This window comes from Mesorhizobium newzealandense, assembly GCF_042682145.1.
GTDB classification, from domain to species: domain Bacteria; phylum Pseudomonadota; class Alphaproteobacteria; order Rhizobiales; family Rhizobiaceae; genus Mesorhizobium; species Mesorhizobium newzealandense.
Map to the genome: position 1 here is coordinate 17,871 of NZ_JBHUGZ010000005.1, position 22,378 is coordinate 40,248.

The following is a 22,378-nucleotide window of genomic DNA, read 5'->3' on the forward strand; positions in this document are numbered from 1 at the left end:
CCGGAAGCAAAATACAGGTCGACCGAAGCATGGCAGATTTCGTTTCTGTTCTGAAAAGGCAGCTCGACAAACACGGCGAGCCGGGACTCGATACGCGCAAGCGGATCTATGACGGCGCGCGTTCCGCGCTCGAAAAGAAGCTTGCGGAGTTTTCGCCGCCGCTGTCCGCCGAGGTCATAGCCAAGCAGAAACGCTCCCTGGAAGACGCTGTCGTAAGTGTCGAGCGGGACTATGCCAAGAGCGGGCCGGACACCGACCCGCTGGCGGAACTGGAACACATCTTTTCCTCGATCGACCGCAACAAGAACCAGCCGAGCCATACACGGCAACCGGCGAAGGCAGAACCGACCTGGCCGCCGCCGCCTCTCGCCAAGCCGGAACCTTATCGACCGGCGCCACCACCTGTCGCCAAGGTCGAGCCTAGCTGGCAAAAGCCGACAGCGGCGCCTTCTGCTCGCACTGACACGGCCCTTCCGGGCATGGACAGCGAGGAGGTGGCCGACGACGGGGTCGATGTCTTTTCCAGCAACGAAGAGCCGGTGTCGGACACTTTTGAGCAACTGCGCCCGGCAGAACGAAAGCGCAGCTATGGCGGGTTGATCGCCGCCGTCGTCGCCCTGCTGGTCGTTGCCGGCGGGGGCTATGGTATCTGGCTGAACAAGGACGCCTTTGGCAAGATGCTGGGGCTTGACGGCAGCACCAAGGTGGCCAAGACCGAACCGGTGAAGCCGGCGCCGGCCAAGCCGGCGACCGATGCCGCGGCAACGCCGCCGGCGCCAGCAGCTGCCGGCACAGAAGCCGAAGGCACGAAATTCACCCAGCGGCTGACGCCACAGGGCAGCGAAGTCGATCCCGGCCCGGCCGGCGGACAGAGCGGCATCGGCGAAGGCGAATCGGTCGCCGCGCTGACCACGCCGCCCTCGGCGACGAACGCGCCGGCGGTTTCCGCCCCGGCCGCCGGCACCCCGGCCGCGGCCGCACCCGCCGCAACGCCGGCGCCGGGTACGGCACCCGCAACGCCACCTGCCAGCGGAGCGCCTGCGGCGCCGGCTGATGCTGCCGCCACTCCTCCGGCACCTGCAGGCGCCACGCCGCCAGCACCGGCAGGCGCCGCGCCAGCGGCACCGGCAGCGGCGCCCGCGCAAACCGCGCTGCCGGTCGGCCAAAAGGCGATCTTCTATGAAGAGCGCACCAGCACCGCCCAGGGTTCGGCGGAGCCCGGCAGCATCGTGTGGTCACTGGTGCAAGAATCGCCCGGTGGTGACCTGCCGCCGGAGCCGGCGATCCGCGCCGAGGCAACCATTCCCGGCAAGGACATCCAGTTGCGCATGACCATCCGCCGCAACACCGACCAGACACTGCCGGCCAGCCATATCATCGAGATGATCTTCCTGACGCCCGACGGCTTCGAAGGTGGCGGTGTCGACAACATCCTGCGTGTCGCCATGAAGAGTTCTGAGCAGGATGCCGGCAGCCCGCTGATCGGCATTCCGGCCAAGATCGCCGACGGCTTCTTCCTCGTCGCGCTCAACGACACCAAGGCTGATGAGGACGCTAACATGACCTTGCTTCGCGGGCAGGACTGGATCGACGTGCCGGTCGTCTACAAGACCGGACGGCGGGCGCTGCTGACCATGGAAAAGGGCATTCCCGGCGAGAAGGTGTTCGACGAAGCGATCAAGGCCTGGCAGGCGAAGACGGCGGGCTGAGAAGAGCGCCTCTGTCAGGCGACATCAAAGCAGCCGATATTTGGCTAGGGGCAGTCCGTTGCGTCCGACATAGTCGTTCCAGCTTGCAATGGCTTCCTTGTTCTCTTCTTGCCATTGCGAACACCATTACCCTTCCATCTCCTCGCGCAGCATCTCCAGTTCCAGCCACTCTTCCTCGAGCGCCGCCAGTGTCGCGCGCTCCTTGTCGAGGGCAGCGATGGTCTTCTGGAACGAGGCTGGATCACGCTCGTAATAGGCCGGATCGGCGATGTTGTTCTCAAGCCTGGAGATTGAAGCCATCACGGCTTCGATTTTCTTGGGTAGGGATTCCAGCGCGAATTTCTGCTTGAACGAGAGTTTCTTCGCCGGTCCCTTTGGCGCAGCGGCTTCACTTTTGGTCGTCACTGGGGCTTCGCCGGCTTCGGCCTTCGCGCGCGCCTTGCGGTCGTCGAGCTTGGTGCCGCCGCGCTGTGCCAGCATGTCCGAATAGCCGCCGGCATATTCGATCCAGCGGCCGCCGCCGTCCGGAGCGATGATGCTGGTCACGGTGCGGTCGAGGAAATCGCGGTCGTGGCTGACCAGGATGACCGTGCCGGCAAAGCCGGCAACGAGTTCCTGCAGCAGCTCCAGCGTTTCCATGTCGAGATCGTTGGTCGGCTCGTCGAGCACCAGAAGGTTTGCCGGCCGCGCCAGCACGCGCGCCAGCAAGAGCCGCGCCCGTTCGCCGCCGGACAGCTCCCGCACCGGCGTACGTGCCTGCTCAGCCTTGAACAGGAAATCCTTCATGTAGGAGACGACATGGCGCTGCTCGCCATTGATGACGAGGTTCTCGCCGCGTCCGTCGGTGAGATATTGCGCAAGCGTCTCTTGCGGGTCGACCGCCTCGCGCTTCTGGTCGAGCGTTGCGATCTCCAGATTGGTGCCGAGCCGCACCGAACCGGCGTCGGGCTTCATCTCGCCGGTCAGCATCTTCAGCAGCGTCGTCTTGCCGGCCCCGTTCGGCCCGACGAGGCCGACGCGATCGCCGCGCTGGATGCGGGTCGAGAACCCCTTGACCACGGTGAGGTCGCCAAAGCTCTTCTCGATGTTTTTCGCCTCGATCACCAGCTTGCCGGATTCGGCTGCGTCGCTGGCCACCATGGTTGCCGAACCTTCGGCGCCGCGATGCCCGCGGAAGCGCTGGCGCATGGTCTGCAATTCGCCCAGCCGGCGCATGTTGCGCTTGCGCCGCGCCGTCACGCCGTAGCGCAGCCAGTGCTCCTCGCGCACGATCTGGCGGCCGAGCTTATGCTGTTCGCGCTCTTCCTCTTCCAGCACAACGTCACGCCATTCCTCGAAATGGCCAAAGCCCTTGTCCAGCCTGCGGGTCTGGCCGCGGTCGAGCCAGACTGTGGCGCGCGATACGCGCTCGAGGAAGCGGCGATCATGCGAGATGACGACGAGTGCCGAGGAGGTGCGGACGAGCTCCTCTTCCAGCCATTCGATCACCGAGAGATCGAGATGGTTTGTCGGCTCGTCGAGCAGCAGAATATCGGGCTCCGGCGCCATGACGCGGGCGAGGGCGGCGCGCCTGGCCTCGCCGCCGGAAAGATCGTTCGGCCGCTCCTCGCCCGACAGGCCGAGATGCTCCATCAAATAGCTGGCGCGATAGGGATCGTCGGCGGGGCCAAGTCCCGCCTCGACATAGGTGCGGACCGTTGCGAAACCCTCCATGTCGGGCATCTGCGGTAAATAGCGGACGGTCGCCGAGGGCTGGCGGAACACCTCGCCATCCTGCGGCTCGATCAGGCCGGCGGCGATCTTCAGCAGCGTCGACTTGCCGGACCCGTTGCGGCCGACCAAAGCGATCTTGTCGCCGGCCGACGCGGTCAAGGCGGCGCCATCAAGCAGCGGCGTGCCGCCGAAGGTCAGTTTTATCCCGTCGAGATTGAGAAGAGGCGGGGCCATGTCAGCTTTCAGGTAGGGGATAGGGGTGAGCGAGCAACAATGCGCGGCCATGGCCGAGCGTGATTTCGAGGTGACCCCTGACCTCGTTGGAGATGGTCAATGACGAGCCGAACGCCACCTTGACATGGTCGAGCGGCCATTTGGCGCCCGTGACAGTCAGGCCGGAAAGATCGGAAAAGCCGAGCACCGAAAACAGCGTGCCGTCGGCATAGTCGAAGCCGGCTTTCCCGTGCAGCAGCGGGACGCCTTCCTGGGCGCCGCTGCTCAGAAGCATCCTCGTTCCGGCCTCGGCCAGCCGCAGGGCGAGCGCCAGATGCAAGAAGGCGTGGTCGGCGCGCTTGCCGCCGAAGGCGCCGGCGAGCACCAGGCTGGTCGCGCCGCGCTCCAGCGCGGCGGCGATGGCCAGTTCGCCATCGGTCTTATCCTTCTCCGCCGGGAAGGTCCGGCGGGGTACGGCGGCGAGATCGTCCGGCAGGTTGGCGGGTACCGAATCGAAATCACCCACCCACAGTTCCGGGACTAGACCCAGCAGCCGCGCATAACCGATGCCGGCGTCGGCGGCGATGACGCGGGAGCCTTCGACCTGGCGGTCGAGCCGGGGCGTGCGGATGAGATCGCCGCCAAGTAGGATGGTGAATGTGCTCATATCGTGTGGCCCTTACCAGCCCGGCACGGGAAACGGAAGGCCGGCAAACTCCCACTTGCGTGGGGGATCGGCCGGGCCTATGTGTCGAAACGCTCTAACGGGGTGCCGGACGCGATCTTCGCGGACCGGCTGAGAGGCAAAGTCGCCAACCCGCTGAACCTGATCCGGTTTGTACCGGCGGAGGGATTAGACGTTTCGGACAGTCCGACGCCTCAATTCCTTTCAATTCGAACGAAGGAGGCGCCGATGCGCACGCTTTTATACTCTCTTGTCTCCGCGATGGCTGTGGTCCTGTCCGGGCCGGCCTTGGCCAAGGACAAGCTCACCATCTACACTTATGAGAGCTTCACCGCCGACTGGGGTCCGGGTCCAGTGGTGAAGAAGGAATTCGAGGCCGAATGCGGCTGCGATGTCGACTTCGTCTCGGTCGCCGATGGCGTCGCGCTGCTCAACCGCGTCAGGCTGGAAGGCGCATCGACCAAGGCTGACATCGTGCTCGGCCTCGACACCAATCTGACCGCCGATGCCAAGGCCACAGGCCTGTTTGCGCCGCATGGCGCCGTGTCCGGTGTCAATGTGCCGGGCGGCTGGAGCGACGACATTTTCGTACCTTTCGACTATGGCTATTTCGCCGTCGTCTACGACACCGAGAAGCTGAAGAACCCGCCGAAGAGCCTGAAGGACCTAGTCGAAGGCAGCGCCGACGACAAGATCGTCATCCAGGATCCGCGTACCTCGACGCCGGGCCTCGGCCTGCTGTTGTGGGTGAAGTCGGTCTATGGCGACAAGGCGCCGGAGGCTTGGGCGAAGCTCAAGGCGAAGGTGCTGACCGTGACGCCTGGCTGGAGCGAGGCCTACGGCCTGTTCACCAAGGGGGAGGCGCCGATGGTGCTGTCCTACACCACCTCACCTGCCTATCACATGGTCGCCGAGAACACCGAGCGCTACCAGGCAGCGTCGTTCGAAGAGGGCGAGTATCTGCAGATCGAGGTCGCCGGCATCACCACGACAGGGGCCAAGAATCCGCTGGCGGAAAAGTTCATGGCCTTCATGACCGGACCGAAATTCCAGGATGCCATCCCCGAGACCAACTGGATGTTCCCGGCCGGCAAGACCGACAAGCCGCTCAACCCTGCCTTCGACAAACTGGTCAAGCCGACCAAGACCTTGCTGTTCAGCTCCGAAGAGGTCGCCGCCAACCGCAAGGCCTGGGTGGATGAATGGCTGGCGGTGATGAGCAAATGAGAGCGCGTTTCACCCTCCCCCTCGTGGGGAGGGTCGATCCGCGTAGCGGAGCGGGGTGGGGGCTGCAACCTTGAAGACGGCCTCACCCCCACCCCGGCCAGCAGATGCCGCTTCGCGACATCCACTTGCCGACCCTCCCCACAAGGGGGAGGGTCGAAGACGCCCGTCCTCTGACACCCGCATCAGCGCCGGCATCATCGCGCTTGCCGCCATCGCGCTGCTGATCGGCGGTGCGTTTGCCGGACTGCTCATCGAAGGCGCTCACGATTTCTCCGGCGCCTGGGCTGCCTTCGATCCCTATCTCCTCCGCGTCGTTCGCTTCACTTTGTGGCAGGCCGTACTCTCGACGCTGCTTTCGGTGGTGCCGGCACTGTTCGTGGCGCGCGCGCTGTCGCGGCATCCGCGCTTCCTTGGCCGCGCCTTCATCCTGCAGCTGTTCGCCGTGCCGCTGGCGCTGCCGGCCATCGTCGCGGCACTCGGCATTCTGGCGCTTTATGGCCGCGCCGGCTATTTCGCCGGCGTGTTCAGCGTGATCGGCGGTGGAGACTGGCCGGGCATCTATGGCCTGTCGGGCATCCTCGTCGCCCATGTCTTCTTCAACCTGCCGCTCAGCGTGCGGCTGTTCCTCGAGGCACTGCAGACCATTCCCGCCGATCAGTGGCGGCTGGCGAGCCAACTCGGCATGGGGGCGCGGCCGGCGTTCCGGCTGATCGAATGGCCAACGCTGCGTGCGGCGTTACCGGGTGTCGCCGGGCTTGTCTTCATGCTCTGCATCACCTCGTTCACGATCGTGCTGACGCTCGGCGGCGGTCCGGCCGCGACGACGCTCGAAGTCGGCATCTACCAGGCGCTGCGCTTCGATTTCGATCCCGCGCGCGCTGTGACGCTGACGCTGCTGCAGATTGCCCTGACGTTTGCTGTCGTGCTGGCCCTGACGCGGCTTGGCGCCAATGTGGTCGGCGACACCAATCTGCCGGTTGCACCTCGCCGATACCTCTCCGTCAATGGGACCGAGACCTTGCTGAACGTCGTGCTCATCGTTCTGACGCTGCTGTTCGTTGCCGGACCGATGGTCGCCACGGTGATGGCCGGACTTGGCGCCGATCTCGGCCGGCTGGCCGGCGAGGTTGCCGTGCGGCAGGCGACGCTGACCAGTGCGGTGCTCGCCTTCCTATCGGCGCTGCTTTCCGTGACGTTGTCGCTGGCGCTGACCATGGCGCGCCGGGCGTTGGCGCTGAACCGCCGAACTGCTCCCAAGACAATGCTGGAACACGCCACCGATACCGGCGCCGGTTTTGTCCTCGTTGTGCCGCCGATCGTCGTCGGCGCCGGCTGGTTCCTGTTGCTGCGCCATGTCGGCGATGTCTTTGCCATCGCCCCGGTCATGGTCGTCACCGTCAACGCGGTGATGGCGATGCCGTTCGCGCTGCGCGCTGTCCGTCCCGCCTATGATGCGGCGAGCGAGCGTCACGAGCGGCTCTGTGCGCAGCTCGGCATTGTGGGCTGGAGCCGGTTGATGCTGGTCGACTGGCCGTCGCTGCGGCGGCCGCTCGCTACCGCCTTTGCTTTCGCCATGGCGCTGTCGCTCGGCGACCTCGGCGTCATCGCGCTGTTCGGCAGTGATTCCGTGCAGACATTGCCCTACCTTCTCCTGGCGCGCATGGGCAGTTACCGCACGCAGGACGCCGCCGGCCTGGCGCTGCTGCTCGGCCTCGTCTGCCTCGCATTGATCGTAGCCGCACACTGGCTGGGAAGGGAGAAGAACCGGGATGCCTGACGGGGCGGCCAGCAGGTCTGAAAAGGGCGCTCCGGTGCGGCTGGACCAGGTGTCGTTCAGCTATGGCGAGGCGCCGCTCGTTTTCGACGTCGATTTCGCCGCGGCGAAAATCACAGCCATCATGGGGCCGAGCGGTTCTGGCAAGTCGACGCTGCTCAACCTGGTGGCCGGCTTCGAGACGCCGCAGTCGGGCCGCCTGCTGATCGGCGGGGCCGATGTCAACGCCGAGCCGCCGTCAGCGCGACCGGTGTCGATGGTGTTCCAGGAAAACAACCTCTTTGCCCATCTCTCCGTCGAGCAGAATGTCGGGCTCGGCCGCTCGCCATCCTTGCAGCTGACCGAAGCGGACCGCGCCGCGATCGCCGGGGCGCTCGAACGCACCGGCCTTGCCGGCAAGGAAAAGCGCCTGCCGCGTGAACTCTCCGGCGGTGAACGCCAGCGAGTCGCCCTGGCCCGGGTCCTGGTGCGCGATCGGCCGGTGCTCCTGCTCGACGAACCCTTCGCCTCGCTCGGCCCGGCGCTGCGCGACGACATGCTGGATCTGGTCGCCGCAGTGCACGCCGAACGCGGCATGACGGTGCTGTTCGTCACCCACCAGCCGGAGGATGCCCGCCGCATCGGCGACCACGTGGTGTTTCTGGACAATGGCGTTGTCGCGGCGACCGGCAAGGCGGATGATTTCTTCACCGGGGCTGGCCCGGAAGCGTTCCGGCGCTATGTCGGTGCAAGCGCCGGGGATGCCGTATCACGAGATGTTGCCCGGAAGCGGACATAATTTACGGTCAAACCGGCTCCAGGCGATGTGGCGCTTGCTTGCCATGGCTGGAGGAGTGTGGCTAGGTCCGCCTTACCGGTCCGGCACAGGCCGTGATTTGCCTGCAGTACCCGCCGCCCGCCCCGAGGGACGTGCGACGGATGCTGCAGCAGTTTGAGATAGCGCATGACATGTTCCGAAGATCGCCCCCGATTTTCGTGGTCATGCGCCGGGACCCGAAAGGAAGCCGTTCTGGCGATCGGCGTTGACAGACTACGAATGAATCCGCTGGCGCGCTTTCTCGCGCTGGCTGGCTTTGCCGTGGCGCTGGCGAGCTGCCAGATGTTCACGCCACCCGAGGTTCAGGAATCCGGCTTCCAGCCTTCCGACAGGCCGATCACGGTCGACAATGTCGCCGCCAACAGCAAGCTTGCCGAACTCGCCAAGGCGCAGCATCCGCGCATCCTGGCCACCTATGGCGGCGAATATTCCGATCCCAAGCTCGAGCGCATGGTCGCCAAGGTGGTCGGCAATCTGACCGTCGTGTCGGCCAACCCGACGCAGACCTATCGCATCACCATCTTGAATTCGCCCAACGTCAACGCCTTCGCGCTGCCGGGCGGGTATCTCTACATCACGCGTGGCCTGCTGGCGCTGGCCAATGATTCGGCTGAGCTGGCCGCGGTCATCGCGCATGAGATGGGCCACGTCACCGCCAATCACGGCCTGCAGCGCCAGCAGCTGGAGGCCGAGGAAGGCCTGGCGACCAAGGTGGTTTCCGATGTGCTGGGCGACAGCCCGACCGCCAAGGCGGCGCTGATCCGCGGCAAACTCAGGCTGGCGCAGTTCTCGCGCAACCAGGAGCTGGAGGCCGACGCCATCGGCATCAAGTCGATCGGCGAAGCCGGCTACGATCCTTTCGCCGCCGGCCGCTTCCTGCAGTCGATGTCGGCCTATACCGACTTCCGCTCGATCAGTGGCGCCACTGACGCCAGCCTCGACTTCCTGGCCACCCACCCCAACACCCCGCAGCGCATCGATCTGGCGCAGCGCCATGCCCGCCAGTTCGGCGCACCCGGCGTCGGCACACGCGACCGCGATTCCTTCCTCGCCGGCATAGACGGCCTGCTCTATGGCGACACGCCTGAGGAGGGCTATGTGCGCGGCGAAACCTTCCTCCATCCGGGCCTTGGCGTGTCCTTCTCGGTGCCACAGGGCTTCATCATCGACAATTCGGCCGCGGCTGTGACCGCAACCGGGCCTGGCGACATGGCGATCCGCTTCGACGGCGTCTCCATCGACAAGAACCGCGCGCTCACCGACTATATCCGCAGCGGTTGGGTGGCTGGCCTCGAAGACAGCAGCGTCAAGCAGGAGACGATCAACGGCAATGAGGCGGCGACCGCGCATGCCGGCGCCGAAGGTTGGCAGTTCGACATCGCGGTGATCCGCGCCGGCGGCCAGGTCTACCGGTTGCTGACCGCGGCACCATCCGCCAGCACCTCGCTGGATACCGTGGCGCGTTCGGTCAGCGGATCGTTCCGTATCCTCAGCGCGGCGGAAAAGGCGGCCCTGAAGCCGCTGCATATCCGCGTCGTCACCGTTCAGCCCGGCCAGACGATGGGTTCGCTGTCCGCCCAGATGGTTGGTGTTGACCGCAAGCTCGACCTGTTCCGCGTGCTCAATGCGCTGTCGCCGGGTGCCGCGGTGTCGGCCGGCGACAAGGTCAAGATCGTCACCGACAAGTAAGACGCATGCCGCCGGTCAGGCGGCAGTCGCCAGAAATTCCGGGTTCTGCTTCACCAGCGCGACCTTGAGCTTTTCCATGGCGCGCGCCTCGATCTGGCGGACACGTTCCTTGGAGATGCCAAGCGTCTCGCCAAGCGCTTCCAGCGTCGCACCCTCGTCGTTCAGCCGGCGTTCCTCGATGATCCTCAGCTCACGCGCGTTGAGCGCGCGAAGCGCTTCCCTTAGCCAGAGCGAGCGGCGTGCGACATCGATCTTGTCGCCGACGATCTCGTCGGGCAGCGGATCGTCGGAGACCAGGAAATCCATCCGCTCGGTCGAACCCGCGTCATCGGCAATCGGCATGTTGAGCGAGGAGTCAGGCGCCGACAGCCGCGAATCCATCATCGCCACGTCAGCCTCGGAGACGCCGAGTGCCTCCGACACTTCGCGATAGAGCGTTGCGTTGGACAGTGGTTCGGCGCCGTTGGCCAGCCGCGCGCGCAAGCGTCGAAGGTTGAAGAACAGCGCCTTCTGCGCCGAGCTGGTGCCGCCGCGCACGATCGACCAGTTGCGCAGGATGTAGTCCTGCATCGAGGCGCGGATCCACCACGTCGCGTAGGTCGAAAACCGCACCTCGCGCTCGGGCTCGAAGCGGGCGGCGGCTTCAAGCAGGCCGACATGACCTTCCTGGATCAGATCGCCGAGCGGCAGGCCGTAGTGGCGGAATTTGGAGGCCATGGAAATGACCAGCCGCATATGGGCAACCGTGATGCTGTGCAGCGCGTTCTGGTCGTTGTCCTCTTTCCAGAGCAATGCCAGCCGATGTTCTTCGTCACGTTCGAGGTAGGGAGCCCTCATTGCCGCGCGGACCATGATCCGTCCTGCCGTGTCTTCCATCATGAGGCGCTCCCTGGGTCAGGCGATGCGGATGACTTTGCAAACTTGGCAGGCGCCCGGGTTGAAATCGCAGCGTCGTGCCCTAGAAAATCCAAAACGTGCCATGCATGAGAATGGTTCCGTGGCTGTTGGCGGCTGGATTGTGTTGCCGCGGGGATTTCCGTGATGATCCGCGATGGCCTCGCTTACAGCCGAAAAACGCTATTTCGAGAATCTGATTTCAGAAGTCGGTTATTTTTGAAATCCTGTTCCTTATTTTTCCGACTTGTATCTGTCAGTTTCCAGCGCTCACAACATGCCGGACAGCCGGCCAAGGACGGGATCACAGAAAAATGAAATGGCTCAAGTCGCTCATCATCGCCGGAACGCTGCAGGCTCTGGCTGTTACCGCTGGTCATGCCGGCGCCAACCTCGACCAGATCAAGCAGGCAGGCGTCATCAAGGTCGGCACGGAAGGCACCTACGCGCCGTTCACCTATCATGACACGTCCGGCGCGCTGGTCGGCTTCGACGTCGAAATCGCCAAGGCGATCGCCGACAAGCTCGGCGTCAAGGCCGAGTTCCTCGAAGGCAAGTGGGACGGGCTGATCGCCGGCCTCGACGCCAATCGCTATGATACCGTCATCAACGAAGTCGGCATCACCGATGCGCGCAAGGCCAAGTACGACTTCTCCGATCCCTACATCGCCTCCAAGGCGGTGCTGATCGTGCGCGGTGACAACACCGACATCAAGACCTTCGCCGATCTCAAGGGCAAGAAGTCGGCGCAGTCGCTGACCTCGAATTTTGGCAAGCTCGCCGAGACGAATGGCGCCGAGCTCGTCGGCACCGACGGCTTCGACCAGTCGATCCAGCTGCTTCTGACCGGCCGCGCCGATGCCACCATCAATGACAGCCTGTCGTTCCTCGACTTCAAGAAGCACAAGCCCGACGCCAATGTGAAGATCGCCGCGCAAGAGGAAAACGCCGATTATTCCGGCGTCATCGTGCGCAAGGGCGATCCGGAACTGGTTGCGGCGATCAACAAGGCGCTGGCCGATATCAAGGCGGACGGCACCTACAAGAAGATCGCCGACACCTATTTCGGCGAGGACGTTTCGAAGTAATTTTATCAGGTGAGGCCGGTCGCCGGCCCATGCGATATCAAGCGGCGAGCCGTCTTTGACGGCCCGCCGCTTTCGTCGTGATATGCCGACAGCATTCGCGCTTTGATGAAGCCGCCTCGACCATTTGGAGGTCTTACGTGCCGCACTGGCTGCAACTGATGCTGGAGTCGCTGCCCTCGCTCTTGTGGGCGGCGCTGATCTTCACCGTGCCGCTGACGCTGCTTTCCTTCGTTCTCGGCTTGACGGTCGGTCTGGGTGCAGCACTTGCCCGCCTGTTCGGGGCGAAGCCGCTGGTCGCGCTTGTGCGCTTCTATGTCTGGATCTTTCGCGGCACGCCGCTGCTGGTGCAGCTGTTCCTGATCTTCTACGGCCTGCCGTCGGTGGGCATCCTGCTTGACGCCTTCACCGCCGCGTTGATCGGCTTCACGCTCAACATCGGTGCCTACACGTCGGAAATCATCCGCGCCGCAATAGGCTCGGTGCCGAAGGGCCAGTGGGAAGCCGCCTATTCGATCGGCATGACCTGGAGCCAGGCGATGCGGCGCACCATCCTGCCGCAAGCCGGCCGGGTCGCGGTGCCGCCGCTTTCCAACACCTTCATTTCGCTGGTCAAGGATACGTCACTGGCCGCCGCGATCACCGTGCCCGAGATGTTCCAGGCTGCGCAGCGCATCGTCGCCACCACCTATGAGCCGCTGATCCTCTATGTCGAGGCGGCGATCCTCTATCTGGCGATGAGCTCGGTGCTGTCGGCCTTGCAGACGCGGCTGGAAGAACGGCTCAACCGCTATGGCGGCTTCCTGGAGGCGCGCTCATGATCGGCCTCACCAACATCGAAAAGCGTTTTGGCGACAATCTCGTGCTGAAGGGCGTGACGGTCGCCATCGCCGAGGGCAGCGTCACCGCGCTGGTCGGCCCATCCGGCGGCGGCAAGAGCACGCTGCTGCGCTGCATCAACCTGCTGGAGATTCCGACCTCCGGTACGGTGCGCATCGGCGACGAGACGCTCGAATTCCACCCTGGCGGCAAGGTTCCGGCCAGGGATATCCAGCGCCTGCGCCTGCAAACCGGCATGGTGTTCCAGAACTTCCAGCTGTTTCCGCATCGCACCGCGATCGAGAATGTCATGGAGGGGCTGGTGACGGTGCTGAAATGGCCAACGGAGCGGGCACGCGAGCGGGCGCTCGCCCTGCTGGAAAAGGTCGGCATGGCACACAAGGCCGACGCCTGGCCGGCAACCCTGTCGGGCGGCCAGCAGCAGCGCGTGGCGATCGCCCGGGCGCTTGCGCCGTCGCCGAAGGTGCTGCTCTGCGACGAGCCGACGTCGGCGCTCGATCCGGAACTGGCACAAGAGGTGGTCGACGTGCTCGGCAAGCTCGCCAGCGAAGGGACGACCATGGTGATGGCGACGCATGATCTGCGCCTCGCCTCCAAGATCGCCCAGGAAGTGGTGTTCCTCGATGCCGGCGTCATCGTCGAGAAAGGGCCGGCCGGCGTGCTGTTCGGCAATCCGGAGCACCAGCGGACCAGGCGTTTCATTGCGACGCTGAAGCAGGAGGCGGAAAAGGAAAGTGGAGGCGACGCGTAGGCGCGGGTATCCTCCAACGTCATCTTCCCGAGAAACAAAAAACCCGGCGCGAGGCCGGGTTTTTCATGACTTCAAAGGCGAAGAAGCTCAGGCAGCTTCTTCCTGCTCGGCTTCCTCATTGTCGGCCTTGGCACCGCGCTTGGGGCCCTTGTTGAGATTGACCTCGATCAGGCGCACGGCTTCGGTTTCCGACATGCGGTTGACGGCCGCGATCTCGCGGGCCATGCGGTCGAGCGCCGCCTCGTAGAGCTGGCGTTCGGAATAGGACTGCTCCGGCTGGTTGTCGGCGCGGTAGAGGTCGCGCACCACTTCCGAGATCGAGATCAGGTCGCCGGAATTGATCTTCGCATCATATTCCTGGGCGCGGCGCGACCACATGGTGCGCTTGACGCGGGCGCGGCCCTGCACGACCTTCAGCGCGCGCTCGACATAATCCTCCTCCGACAGCTTGCGCATGCCGATGGAGGTCGCCTTGGCGACCGGCACCTTCAGGCGCATCTTGTCCTTCTGGAAGTCGATGACGAACAGTTCCAGCTTGTGCCCAGCTACTTCCTGCTCGTCGATCGAGACGATCTGGCCGACGCCATGCGCCGGATAGACGATGTACTCGCCAGTCTTGAAACCGTGACGCGCAGCGGTGGACTTCTTCTGCGGGGTTATCGTTGCCATTACGCCCTGGACTCCTTGTTGTGGTACCGGCGTCCTGCCGGCCCGAACTCGCGCGATCGGGGAAACCGATCGTTAGCCGCACAACAGATGAACCCATCGGAAAAGCCGGGACCGGCCAACCGCAATAGTGCGACCGCCTGGCCCAGATCGCTCTGGTCCGGAATGGGATTTTCACCTTTCAGTGATTTGGGGCGTCTGCGCCATAAATCGACGTTGTGTCACCGGCATGTTTGGCTGATGTAACACAAAAAGTCGGAAGAATCAAGGTTTTGCTGCGGAAGCGAAGGCCACAGCTTAGCGCCGCCTGTCAAGGCGGTTCATGCGACAGGCCTCTTACCTAGCGTAATACCGGCCTTTGCGGCCGTGTTGTCAATCGCCTTCGCCGGGCTCGGCGGAGAAGTACTTCTCGAACTTGCCGGCCTCGCCGTCGAAGGATTTGGCGTCGGCCGGAGGTTCCTTCTTGGCGGTGATGTTGGGCCATTTCTCGGCGTATTCGGTGTTGACCTGCAGCCATTTGTCGAGGCCCGGCTCGGTGTCGGGCTTGATCGCGTCGGCCGGGCATTCCGGCTCGCAGACGCCGCAGTCGATGCACTCGTCGGGATGGATGACGAGCATGTTCTCGCCTTCGTAGAAACAGTCGACCGGACAGACTTCGATGCAGTCCATGTATTTGCATTTGATGCAATTGTCGGTCACGACATAGGTCATCGGTCGGCTCCGGGAAGTCCCATTTTTGTTGGGCTTTTTCCGTGAGGTAACGCCTTTGTCCGCCGCTTGCAAGGGCAGCCATTGCAGGCTGTGCCGGCGTTCCGGAAATGGAATTCCAGACGGCGGCCCCATCAGAAGCCTGTCAGGTCCTGCAGAGTGCGCTGTTTGCCAGGTTCAGTCTTTGTTTTGTGCGTGTCGTTGCCGCAAAATCACCGCGCACGTTTGGGTGGCCTGCATCAGTCCTCGCCGAGCAAGCGGTCGGTCTGGCGGCGTTCCTTCTTGGTCGGGCGGCCGCTGCCGGCCTCGCGCAGCGCTGGAATTGCATCAGGCGGGGCTTCGCCCTTCGGCGCGGGCGGCGGCGAGATATCCTCGTACAGCGTGCGGGCTTCTTCGGCAGGGCCGCGCCGCACACCAGGGTTCAGCACCTTCCAGACAAAGATGCGCCGCTCGAGGGTGATGGTCAGCACGTCGCCAGGCTTGACCATGTCGGAGGCCTGCGCTGCTTTGTCGCGATTGATGCGCACGCGGCCGGCGACCACCAGTTTCGCCGCCAGCGAGCGCGATTTCACGGCGCGCGAGAAGAACAGCCACTTGTCGATGCGCTGGCGGTCTCGGGCAGCCGTTGTGGCAACCATCGCAGCGAGCCGGGCCTACTTCTTCAGCTGGTCGCGCAATGCGGCGAGCTTGGCGAAGGGCGAGTCCGGATCGAAGCGCACCGGGCGCTCCTCGCGCGGCTTCGGCTGGAAGGCGGGCTTTGCGCCGCCCTTGGCTCGATCGGGGCCGCCACCCTTGCCATCCGGCCTGCCACCCTTCCAGTCAGGCCGGCCCTCGCGGCGGTCGGGACGCTCGCCTTGCGGCCGTCCCTCGCGCCTTGGTTCGCCTTCGGCCTGTGGCTTGGGCTTGAACTTCGAGCGATCGAAGCGCGGCTTGCCGGCACCGTCGCGCCGTCCCTCGTGGGCCGGACGTTCTCCGGGCGTGGCCGCCGCTTGCGCGCCGGCGGCATCCGCCGGTGCATCGCTTCGGCCGCGAGCGGCCTGTCCGTTGCGTGAGCGATTGTTGCGGCCGTCGCGGTTGTGCGGGCGCTGCTCGAAACGGCCCTGGCGCCACAACAGGATGGGTTTTGGGGCCTCGGCTTCCGGAGCCGGCTCGCCGGCGGCTGCGTCGGCCACTAGGAAAGGCTCGTCAGACGCTGCCGCCGTCGCGGGTGCAGCTTCGGAAGCTGGCTCTGCAGGTGCGACCGCTGCCGGCTCGGCTTCCGCCTCTGGTTCGGCAGCCTGCACGGGTTCGGCAGGCACTTCGGCAACTGCCTCCGTTGCGGTCTCTTCCGTGGCTTCGGCTGGAGCTTCGGTTTGTTCTTCCGCGACAGGCTCGGCTGGCGCTTCGGTGACGGGCTCTGCGGAAATTTCGGCGACAATCGCCGCAGCGACAGCGGGCTCCGCACCTTCGACCGCTGCCTCCGTGGCTGCGTCCGTTGCCGCGGCTTCCGCTGCCTTGGCCCGCTCGGCTCGTGCTGCCTCTTCAGCCGCCAGCTTCGCAGCCGCCGCTTCGCGCGCGGCATTGTCCTGCGCTTCGAGCCGCGCCTTGACCTCGACGGCCGGCTTCGGCTCGGCACGGTAGCCGAGACCTTTCAGGATCTCTTCCATGTCGTCGGCGGTGGCGCCAAGGATCGACATCATCGGCGGCGTCACCATGAAGGACTGGCCGTCATAGGCGCCATCCGGCCGTTGGCCGAGACCAGGCTTCCAGTTGGTCGCCGGACGGATTAGATCCGCCAGCCGCTCCAGAATGTCGATGCGCACGGCGCGGCGACCGAGATTGCGGTAGCCGGCAAGCTTGTAGAAGCTCTTGTCGAAGGTCGGATCGATGACCACCGAGGTGCGGCCGGAGGCGAGCGCATGGACCACGTCGCCAAAGCCGGGCTTGTCCTTGCCGTCGTTCTTCAATGCCCACAGCAAGGTCACCAGTCCGGCGGGTGCCGGCTTGATCAGCGCCGGCACGAAGACATGGTAGGCGCCGAAGCGCACGCCGAGCCGGCGAAGCGCGGCGCGGCCTTCCTGGTCGAGCGACTTCATCTCCTCGGCGATATCGCGGCGGTTGATGAGGCCGAAATTCTCGACCAGCTGGAAGGCGATGCCGCGGCCGATGCCGGCAATCTGGTCGGCGTTCTTCAGGTCGACAAGCGGCTTCAGCAGCAACTCGATCTGGAAATTGACGAACCGTTCGGCACGCGCCGCGACCTTGTCGCGCGCCGGGCCGGTCAGCTGTTCGTCGGCCAGCAGCACCAGGCGTGGCTTCAGCGCGTCTTCGCCGGCGACCAGCGTGCCGATCGGCGCGCCGATCCAGCGCAGAGTGCCGTCCGAGCCGAGCGCGATGTCGCCATTGGCGCAAGCGCCGAAGCGTTCGGCGCGCGCCTCGAATTCGGCTGCCAGCGCCTTCTGGGCGGCGGTGCGCACCGCCTTGGCGTCTTCGCCGCCGGCGGTCTGGTCGGCGGTGAAGCGGAACCCTTGCAACTCGCCGACATGGTGGCCTTCGACGAGGACGGTTCCGGTAGGACTAATTTCGGCTTCAGGCATGGTATTTTCTCTAAGGCGCCGCATGAGGACGGAAGTCCTGCGGTCTACGAAGCGTTTCGTCAACCGCTCATGCAGCGCATCCGACAATCTGTCTTCGATTTCGCGCGTCTTTTCCTGCCAGTGTGCCTGATCGGCCAGCCAGCCGGGCCGGTTCGACACGAATGTCCAGGTGCGGATCTGGGCAATGCGATGCGACAGCGTGTCGATGTCGCCTTCGGTGGTGTCGGCACGGCGCACCTGCTCGGCCATGTAGTTTTCATCGACATGGCCATGCCGGGCGAGGTCGGTATAGATCGAAGCAATGAGGTCGGCATGCTGGGCCGGCGCGATCTTGCGGTAGTCGGGCAAGGCACAGGCTTCCCACAGCAGCGCAACGCGTTTGGCATTGGTGGCAAGTGCCCGGATGTCCTCGTCGCGCGACAGGTGCTCGAGCGCCTGCGCATCGACGGCAGGCAATGCCCGCGTCAGCCCCTCGACCGGGGCGTTGGTCTCGATCGAACGCTTCAGCGCGTCGAGGCTGGCGAAATCAAAATGCGCGGTGCGCCATTGCAGTACCTTCACCGGATCGAAGTCATGCCCTTCGATCTTCTTGATCAGCTCTTCGTCCAGCGGGTCGACCTGGCCGGTGACGCCAAAGGTGCCGTCGCGCAGATGCCGGCCGGCGCGGCCGGCGATCTGGCCAAGCTCGGCCGCCGTCAGGTTGCGATACTGATAGCCATCGAACTTGCGGTTCTGGGCGAAGGCGACGTGATCGAGATCGAGGTTGAGACCCATGCCGATGGCGTCGGTGGCAATGAGATAGTCGACATCGCCCGCCTGGAACAGTGCCACCTGCGCGTTGCGGGTGCGCGGCGAGAGCGCGCCGAGCACGACGGCGGCACCACCCTGCTGACGACGGATCAGCTCGGCGATGGCATAGACCTCGTCGGCGGAGAAGGCGACGATCGCGGTGCGCCGCGGCAGGCGGGTCAGCTTCTTGGAGCCGGCATAGGCGAGATGCGACAGCCTTGGCCGAGTCACCACCGACACACCCTTCAGCAGGCGCTGCAGGATGCCGTGCATGGTGGCCGCACCGAGCAATAGTGTTTCCTGGCGGCCGCGCAGGTGCAGGATGCGGTCGGTGAAGATGTGGCCGCGCTCGAGGTCGCCGGCCAACTGCACCTCGTCGATGGCGACGAAGGCGGCATCGGTCTCGCGCGGCATGGCTTCGACGGTGCAGACCGAATATTTGGCGCCGGCCGGCTGGATCTTTTCCTCGCCGGTGATCAGCGCCACCTTGTGGGCGCCGACCTTCTCGCAGACGCGGCCATAGACCTCACGCGCGAGCAGCCTGAGCGGCAGGCCGATGATGCCGCTGTCGTGCGCCACCATGCGCTCGATGGCGAGATGGGTCTTGCCGGTGTTGGTCGGCCCAAGCACGGCGGTCACGTCGCGGCCCGACAGGATCAGCGGCTCGGTGTGTTTCGGCTGAATGTTCATCGACCTGGAAATAAGGCTTTCTGGCCTCTCGTTGTCGGGAGCGTGCCTTAAGTGGCGCGTATGACAGGCGACACATAAGGATTTCGAGCGCGAAGCGAAAGCGGAATGTTCCACAGGCGGCTCGAAGTCGTCTGTGTCAAGGTCCAGATCGGTTGCGGATTAACAGTTGGAACGAGTCTGGAACGAATAGGCGACGAATCAGTGACTCGACCAGATTCAGCTTTTGTTCACGGCTACATGTGGATTTTGCGACCCCGAGTCTCACCACATGCTGAATCATTGAACTGGCCCGTTTCATGCTAGGCGAGCTTTGTCGTTAACCTTTGCCGACGAACGACTATGGCGACTTGGCGCGCCTCGCCCAAGGTTATGAAATTGTTGATCTTTCCTAATCCGCATTAAGGATTTGGCAGGCGATTCCGGCTGCCATCGTTAACGTTTCGCTCAAAGCCGGAACGAATCGGCGACGAATCAGCGATGCCCGAATATTCCCGTTTCGTTCACCCCAATATCTTGTGTTGTGAACAGTTTATCCACCGAGAATCCACAGCTTGTGATGGGTGTTTCGCACAGGCCTGGCAGCTGCCGTTAACACTTGCGTGCCGCTTCGGCACAAATTGGCGTTGGGTGCATCGGTCGACCTGGTCCTGGCATGACGACCAGACTCGGCCGGCAATGCCAAAACGGCTGCTTCACGATAGGCCCTCTTCCATCACGTAGCGTTGCAAGGCGGAGCCGACATTCCGGACGATCTCGTCGTGGGACAGGGCGACGACAGGCGGAAGCCGCAGAAGGTATCGGCACATCGCCAAACCCAACAGCTGGCTCGATACGAGACCGGCCCGTCGACCCGCGTCAGCGGGGTCGCCGACCGCCGCAACCACTGGCCTCACCTGGTTGGCAAACACCTCGCGCAGCTTCTCGGCAGCAAAGTCGTTGGACATCGCCGAACGCAGCAGAATTGTCATGCCAGGTCCGCTGGCTGGGCCTTCCCAGATTTCGAGAAAGCGCCGGATCAGTGTTTCGCCGATGGCCGCTCGGTCAATCACCCGCAGTTCCGGCAAATGCAGGTCGACGACCGCCGCCCTGGCGAACAGTTCGTCCTTGCTATGAAAGTAGCGGATCACCATGGCCGGATCGATAGAGGCGTGCGCCGCGACATCGCGGATCGAAGCCCCGTCATAACCGTGCTCGGCAAACAGCAGCCGCGCCGCCTCAAGGATATGGGCCCGCGTGCGGTCCGACTTGCTGATTTTCTTTGACTGATTCAGGGTCATGAAATGCATATGCCAACGACTGTTGACAAACGCAATGGCCTCGGCTAGAAAGTCAACACTTGTTGATAAATGGAGAGAGAAATGTTGCCCGAAACAACGCAAGTTCTGATCATCGGCGCTGGTCCGACCGGCATGGCGCTGTCCATCGTGCTGCACCAGGCCGGTGTCGATCACGTTCTGATCGACAGGCTGGCGCAGGGCCTTCAGACCTCACGAGCCGGTGTCATCCATGCGCAGACGCTGGAGGCGCTGGAGCCTCTCGGTGTCACCGCGCGGCTGGGCGAACTTGCCCTGAAACTGCAAAATTTCGCCATCCGGGACCGCAACCGCGCGCTGCTCGATGTCGATTTCGGCAAGCTTCCATCAAGGCATCCCTATCTGATGATGCTGCCCCAGAACCTGACCGAGCGGGTGTTCGCCGAACGGATCGCTGCTCTGGGTGGCATGATTCATCGCGAAGTCGAGGCCAAGGCGGTTGTTCAGGACGTCGATGGCGCCCGCGTGACGGTGGTCGAGAACGGCCGCGAGAAGCTCATATCGGCGCGCTACGTCATCGGCGCCGATGGCATGAACAGCCTGGTGCGCAGCGCAGCCGGCATCGAGTTCGACGGTGCTGCCTATGATGGCTCGTTCGTACTCGCCGACGTCCGTCTCGACTGGCCGCTTGGGCCGAAGGAAGTGTCGCTGTTCTTTGCACCGGCCGGGCTGGTGGTGGTGGCGCCGCTTCCGGACGGGTCGTACCGCATCGTTGCAACGATGGATGACGCGCCGGAAAAGCCAGGGGTCGCAGACATCCAGGCGCTGCTCGACAGCCGTGGGCCGACCAGCCAGCGGGCCCGGGTGCTCGACCTGGCGTGGAGTTCGCGCTTTCGCGTGCATCACCGCCTGGTCCAGTCATATCGCAAGGACCGGTTGTTCCTCATGGGCGATGCCGCGCACGTGCACAGCCCGGCAGGGGGGCAGGGCATGAACACCGGCATCATCGACGCGGTCGTGCTTGGCGAATTGCTGGGCGATGTGGTGAACGGCGTACGCGCTGAAGCGGAGCTGGACCTCTACGAAACGTTGCGACGCCCGGCGGCTCAGGAAGTGCTTGAACTGGCGGGCAGGATGACCGACATGGCGCTTGCACGCAATCCGGTGAAGCGGTTCCTCCGCAATCTGCTGCTTTCGGTGACGAACCTCAATCCATTGCTGAAGCGTCGCATCGCCTTGAAACTGTCAGGTCTCAGCCGGGCGCAACTGGCCCGGTTACCGGCACCTTCGCTTGAGTCGGGTTCAATCTCCCCCAGCAAGCCGGCAGCCAAACCAGCCCTGAAGCTTGCTGCCTGACAGCTGTGATTGTCAGGCAACGAGCCGCGATCGTGGGACCGTATGTCTGTATCGGCCGTTGGGCCGGTACATCGTTTATCGCCGGAGACTCGAAACCTCAGGCGAAATATTGACCGCCATTGGCCGTGATGGTCGAGCCGGTGATGAAGCCGGCATCTTCGGATGCGAGGAAGACGACGCAGCGCGCGATTTCTTCCGGTTCGCCGAGGCGGCCGACGGGAATCTGCGGGATGATGCGCTCGTTGAGCACCTTCTCGTCAATCGCCTTGACCATTTCGGTGGCGATGTAGCCGGGGCAGATGACGTTGACGGTGATGCCGGCGCGGGCACCTTCCTGGGCAAGCGCCTTCGAAAAGCCGATGTCGCCGGCCTTGGCGGCGGAATAATTCACCTGTCCGGCCTGGCCCTTCTGGCCGTTGATCGAGGAGATGGTGATGACGCGGCCGAACTTGCGGTCGCGCATGCCGCTCCACAGCGGATGCGTCATGTTGAAGACGCCCGACAAATTGGTGTCGATGACCTCTTTCCACTGCTCGCGCGTGATCTTGTGGAACATGGCGTCGCGGGTGATGCCGGCATTGTTGACCAGCACCGAGACCGGACCGAGGTCGGCCTCGACCTGCTTGATGCCCGCGGCACAGCCATCGTAGTCGGCGACCGACCATTTGTAGACCGGAATGCCGGTCTCGGCCTTGAATTTCGCCGCAGCGTCGTCGTTGCCGGCGTAATTGGCGGCAACCGAATAGCCGGCGGTCTTCAATGCGATCGAGATCGCCGCACCGATGCCGCGCGATCCGCCCGTGACGATTGCTACCTTGCTCATGCGTTTCCCCTTTTTGGTATCGCCCTGTTGTCGGGCTTGGCAGGCACTGGATACTGACCGCTAAAGCGTCGCACTGATATAAATTCAGGCGACGCGCTTTGGCTGTTTGTGTTTATGCAT

At 64.1% G+C, this 22,378-nt stretch carries 18 protein-coding genes, 1 pseudogene and 1 riboswitch; of the genes and pseudogenes, 9 read left to right on the forward strand and 10 right to left on the reverse strand.

What is annotated here, in order from left to right; translation table 11 throughout:
* The first annotated feature begins 29 nt into the window (after positions 1-29).
* On the forward strand, positions 30-1,709 hold the full coding sequence (locus ACFSOZ_RS07245; protein WP_379095314.1) for a hypothetical protein: 1,680 nt from the start codon (positions 30-32) through the stop codon (positions 1,707-1,709).
* Between the two features lie 24 nt (positions 1,710-1,733).
* Here the strand turns inward: ACFSOZ_RS07245 and ACFSOZ_RS07250 are convergent.
* The 3 genes and pseudogenes from ACFSOZ_RS07250 to ACFSOZ_RS07260 form a co-directional block, all read right to left on the reverse strand.
* A pseudogene (locus tag ACFSOZ_RS07250) lies at positions 1,734-1,817 on the reverse strand (type II toxin-antitoxin system CcdA family antitoxin); the annotation flags it as partial.
* 18 nt (positions 1,818-1,835) lie between these two features.
* Positions 1,836-3,656 carry an ABC-F family ATP-binding cassette domain-containing protein gene (locus tag ACFSOZ_RS07255; RefSeq protein ID WP_379095317.1) on the reverse strand — a complete coding sequence of 607 codons (1,821 nt, stop codon included), beginning with the start codon at positions 3,654-3,656 and terminating at the stop codon, positions 1,836-1,838.
* A 1-nt stretch (position 3,657) separates the two neighbouring features.
* Positions 3,658-4,302, reverse strand: coding sequence for a thiamine diphosphokinase (locus ACFSOZ_RS07260; protein ID WP_379095320.1), 645 nt, complete (start codon positions 4,300-4,302; stop codon positions 3,658-3,660).
* Between the two features lie 88 nt (positions 4,303-4,390).
* Positions 4,391-4,505: riboswitch (TPP riboswitch) on the forward strand.
* Between the two features lie 43 nt (positions 4,506-4,548).
* Between ACFSOZ_RS07260 and thiB the strand changes: the two genes are divergently transcribed.
* The 4 genes from thiB (at position 4,549) to ACFSOZ_RS07280 (ending at position 9,827) form a co-directional block, all read left to right on the forward strand.
* Positions 4,549-5,547 carry a thiamine ABC transporter substrate binding subunit gene (gene thiB / locus ACFSOZ_RS07265; RefSeq protein ID WP_379095323.1) on the forward strand — a complete coding sequence of 333 codons (999 nt, stop codon included), beginning with the start codon at positions 4,549-4,551 and terminating at the stop codon, positions 5,545-5,547.
* Positions 5,548-5,728: 181 nt separating this feature from the next.
* The gene (gene thiP, locus ACFSOZ_RS07270) at positions 5,729-7,324 is read left to right on the forward strand and encodes a thiamine/thiamine pyrophosphate ABC transporter permease (protein ID WP_379095649.1); all 1,596 of its coding nucleotides are present in this window, start codon (positions 5,729-5,731) and stop codon (positions 7,322-7,324) included.
* Entirely contained in the window at positions 7,317-8,099 is a 783-nt protein-coding gene (gene thiQ, locus ACFSOZ_RS07275; protein WP_379095326.1) for a thiamine ABC transporter ATP-binding protein, read from the forward strand. Before thiP ends, thiQ begins: the two co-directional genes overlap by 8 nt.
* A 258-nt stretch (positions 8,100-8,357) precedes the next feature.
* Entirely contained in the window at positions 8,358-9,827 is a 1,470-nt protein-coding gene (locus ACFSOZ_RS07280; RefSeq protein ID WP_379095328.1) for a M48 family metalloprotease, read from the forward strand.
* Between the two features lie 15 nt (positions 9,828-9,842).
* On the opposite strand, the gene ACFSOZ_RS07285 is transcribed toward ACFSOZ_RS07280, so the two are convergent.
* Positions 9,843-10,706, reverse strand: a complete 864-nt coding sequence (locus ACFSOZ_RS07285; protein ID WP_379095331.1) for an RNA polymerase factor sigma-32 — start codon at positions 10,704-10,706, stop codon at positions 9,843-9,845.
* A gap of 329 nt (positions 10,707-11,035) precedes the next feature.
* On the opposite strand from ACFSOZ_RS07285, the gene ACFSOZ_RS07290 reads away from it, so the two are divergent.
* The 3 genes from ACFSOZ_RS07290 (at position 11,036) to ACFSOZ_RS07300 (ending at position 13,397) form a co-directional block, all read left to right on the forward strand.
* Positions 11,036-11,809, forward strand: coding sequence for an amino acid ABC transporter substrate-binding protein (locus ACFSOZ_RS07290; RefSeq protein ID WP_379095334.1), 774 nt, complete (start codon positions 11,036-11,038; stop codon positions 11,807-11,809).
* Between the two features lie 137 nt (positions 11,810-11,946).
* Positions 11,947-12,627: an amino acid ABC transporter permease gene (locus tag ACFSOZ_RS07295; protein WP_379095337.1), complete on the forward strand. Its 681-nt coding sequence runs from the start codon at positions 11,947-11,949 to the stop codon at positions 12,625-12,627.
* Positions 12,624-13,397, forward strand: coding sequence for an amino acid ABC transporter ATP-binding protein (locus tag ACFSOZ_RS07300; RefSeq protein WP_379095339.1), 774 nt, complete (start codon positions 12,624-12,626; stop codon positions 13,395-13,397). The genes ACFSOZ_RS07295 and ACFSOZ_RS07300 overlap by 4 nt, the downstream gene beginning before the upstream one ends.
* 87 nt (positions 13,398-13,484) lie before the next feature.
* Here ACFSOZ_RS07300 and ACFSOZ_RS07305 read toward each other — a convergent pair whose 3' ends face one another.
* From ACFSOZ_RS07305 to ACFSOZ_RS07325, 5 genes are all read right to left on the reverse strand, one after another.
* A complete protein-coding gene (locus ACFSOZ_RS07305) occupies positions 13,485-14,066 on the reverse strand; it encodes a CarD family transcriptional regulator (protein WP_006327799.1) in 582 nt (193 codons plus the stop codon).
* Between the two features lie 369 nt (positions 14,067-14,435).
* Positions 14,436-14,774, reverse strand: a complete 339-nt coding sequence (fdxA, locus tag ACFSOZ_RS07310) for a ferredoxin FdxA (RefSeq protein WP_013529180.1) — start codon at positions 14,772-14,774, stop codon at positions 14,436-14,438.
* Between the two features lie 236 nt (positions 14,775-15,010).
* Positions 15,011-15,409: an RNA-binding S4 domain-containing protein gene (locus ACFSOZ_RS07315; RefSeq protein WP_379095343.1), complete on the reverse strand. Its 399-nt coding sequence runs from the start codon at positions 15,407-15,409 to the stop codon at positions 15,011-15,013.
* Between the two features lie 15 nt (positions 15,410-15,424).
* Positions 15,425-18,826 carry a helicase-related protein gene (locus ACFSOZ_RS07320; RefSeq protein WP_379095346.1) on the reverse strand — a complete coding sequence of 1,134 codons (3,402 nt, stop codon included), beginning with the start codon at positions 18,824-18,826 and terminating at the stop codon, positions 15,425-15,427.
* 692 nt (positions 18,827-19,518) lie between these two features.
* Positions 19,519-20,277 carry a TetR/AcrR family transcriptional regulator gene (locus tag ACFSOZ_RS07325; RefSeq protein ID WP_379095349.1) on the reverse strand — a complete coding sequence of 253 codons (759 nt, stop codon included), beginning with the start codon at positions 20,275-20,277 and terminating at the stop codon, positions 19,519-19,521.
* On the opposite strand from ACFSOZ_RS07325, the gene ACFSOZ_RS07330 reads away from it, so the two are divergent.
* Positions 20,236-21,435: an FAD-dependent oxidoreductase gene (locus tag ACFSOZ_RS07330; RefSeq protein ID WP_379095351.1), complete on the forward strand. Its 1,200-nt coding sequence runs from the start codon at positions 20,236-20,238 to the stop codon at positions 21,433-21,435. The genes ACFSOZ_RS07325 and ACFSOZ_RS07330 overlap by 42 nt on opposite strands.
* Positions 21,436-21,532: 97 nt before the next feature.
* Here ACFSOZ_RS07330 and phbB read toward each other — a convergent pair whose 3' ends face one another.
* Positions 21,533-22,258 carry an acetoacetyl-CoA reductase gene (gene phbB / locus ACFSOZ_RS07335; RefSeq protein ID WP_379095354.1) on the reverse strand — a complete coding sequence of 242 codons (726 nt, stop codon included), beginning with the start codon at positions 22,256-22,258 and terminating at the stop codon, positions 21,533-21,535.
* Positions 22,259-22,378: the final 120 nt, after the last annotated feature.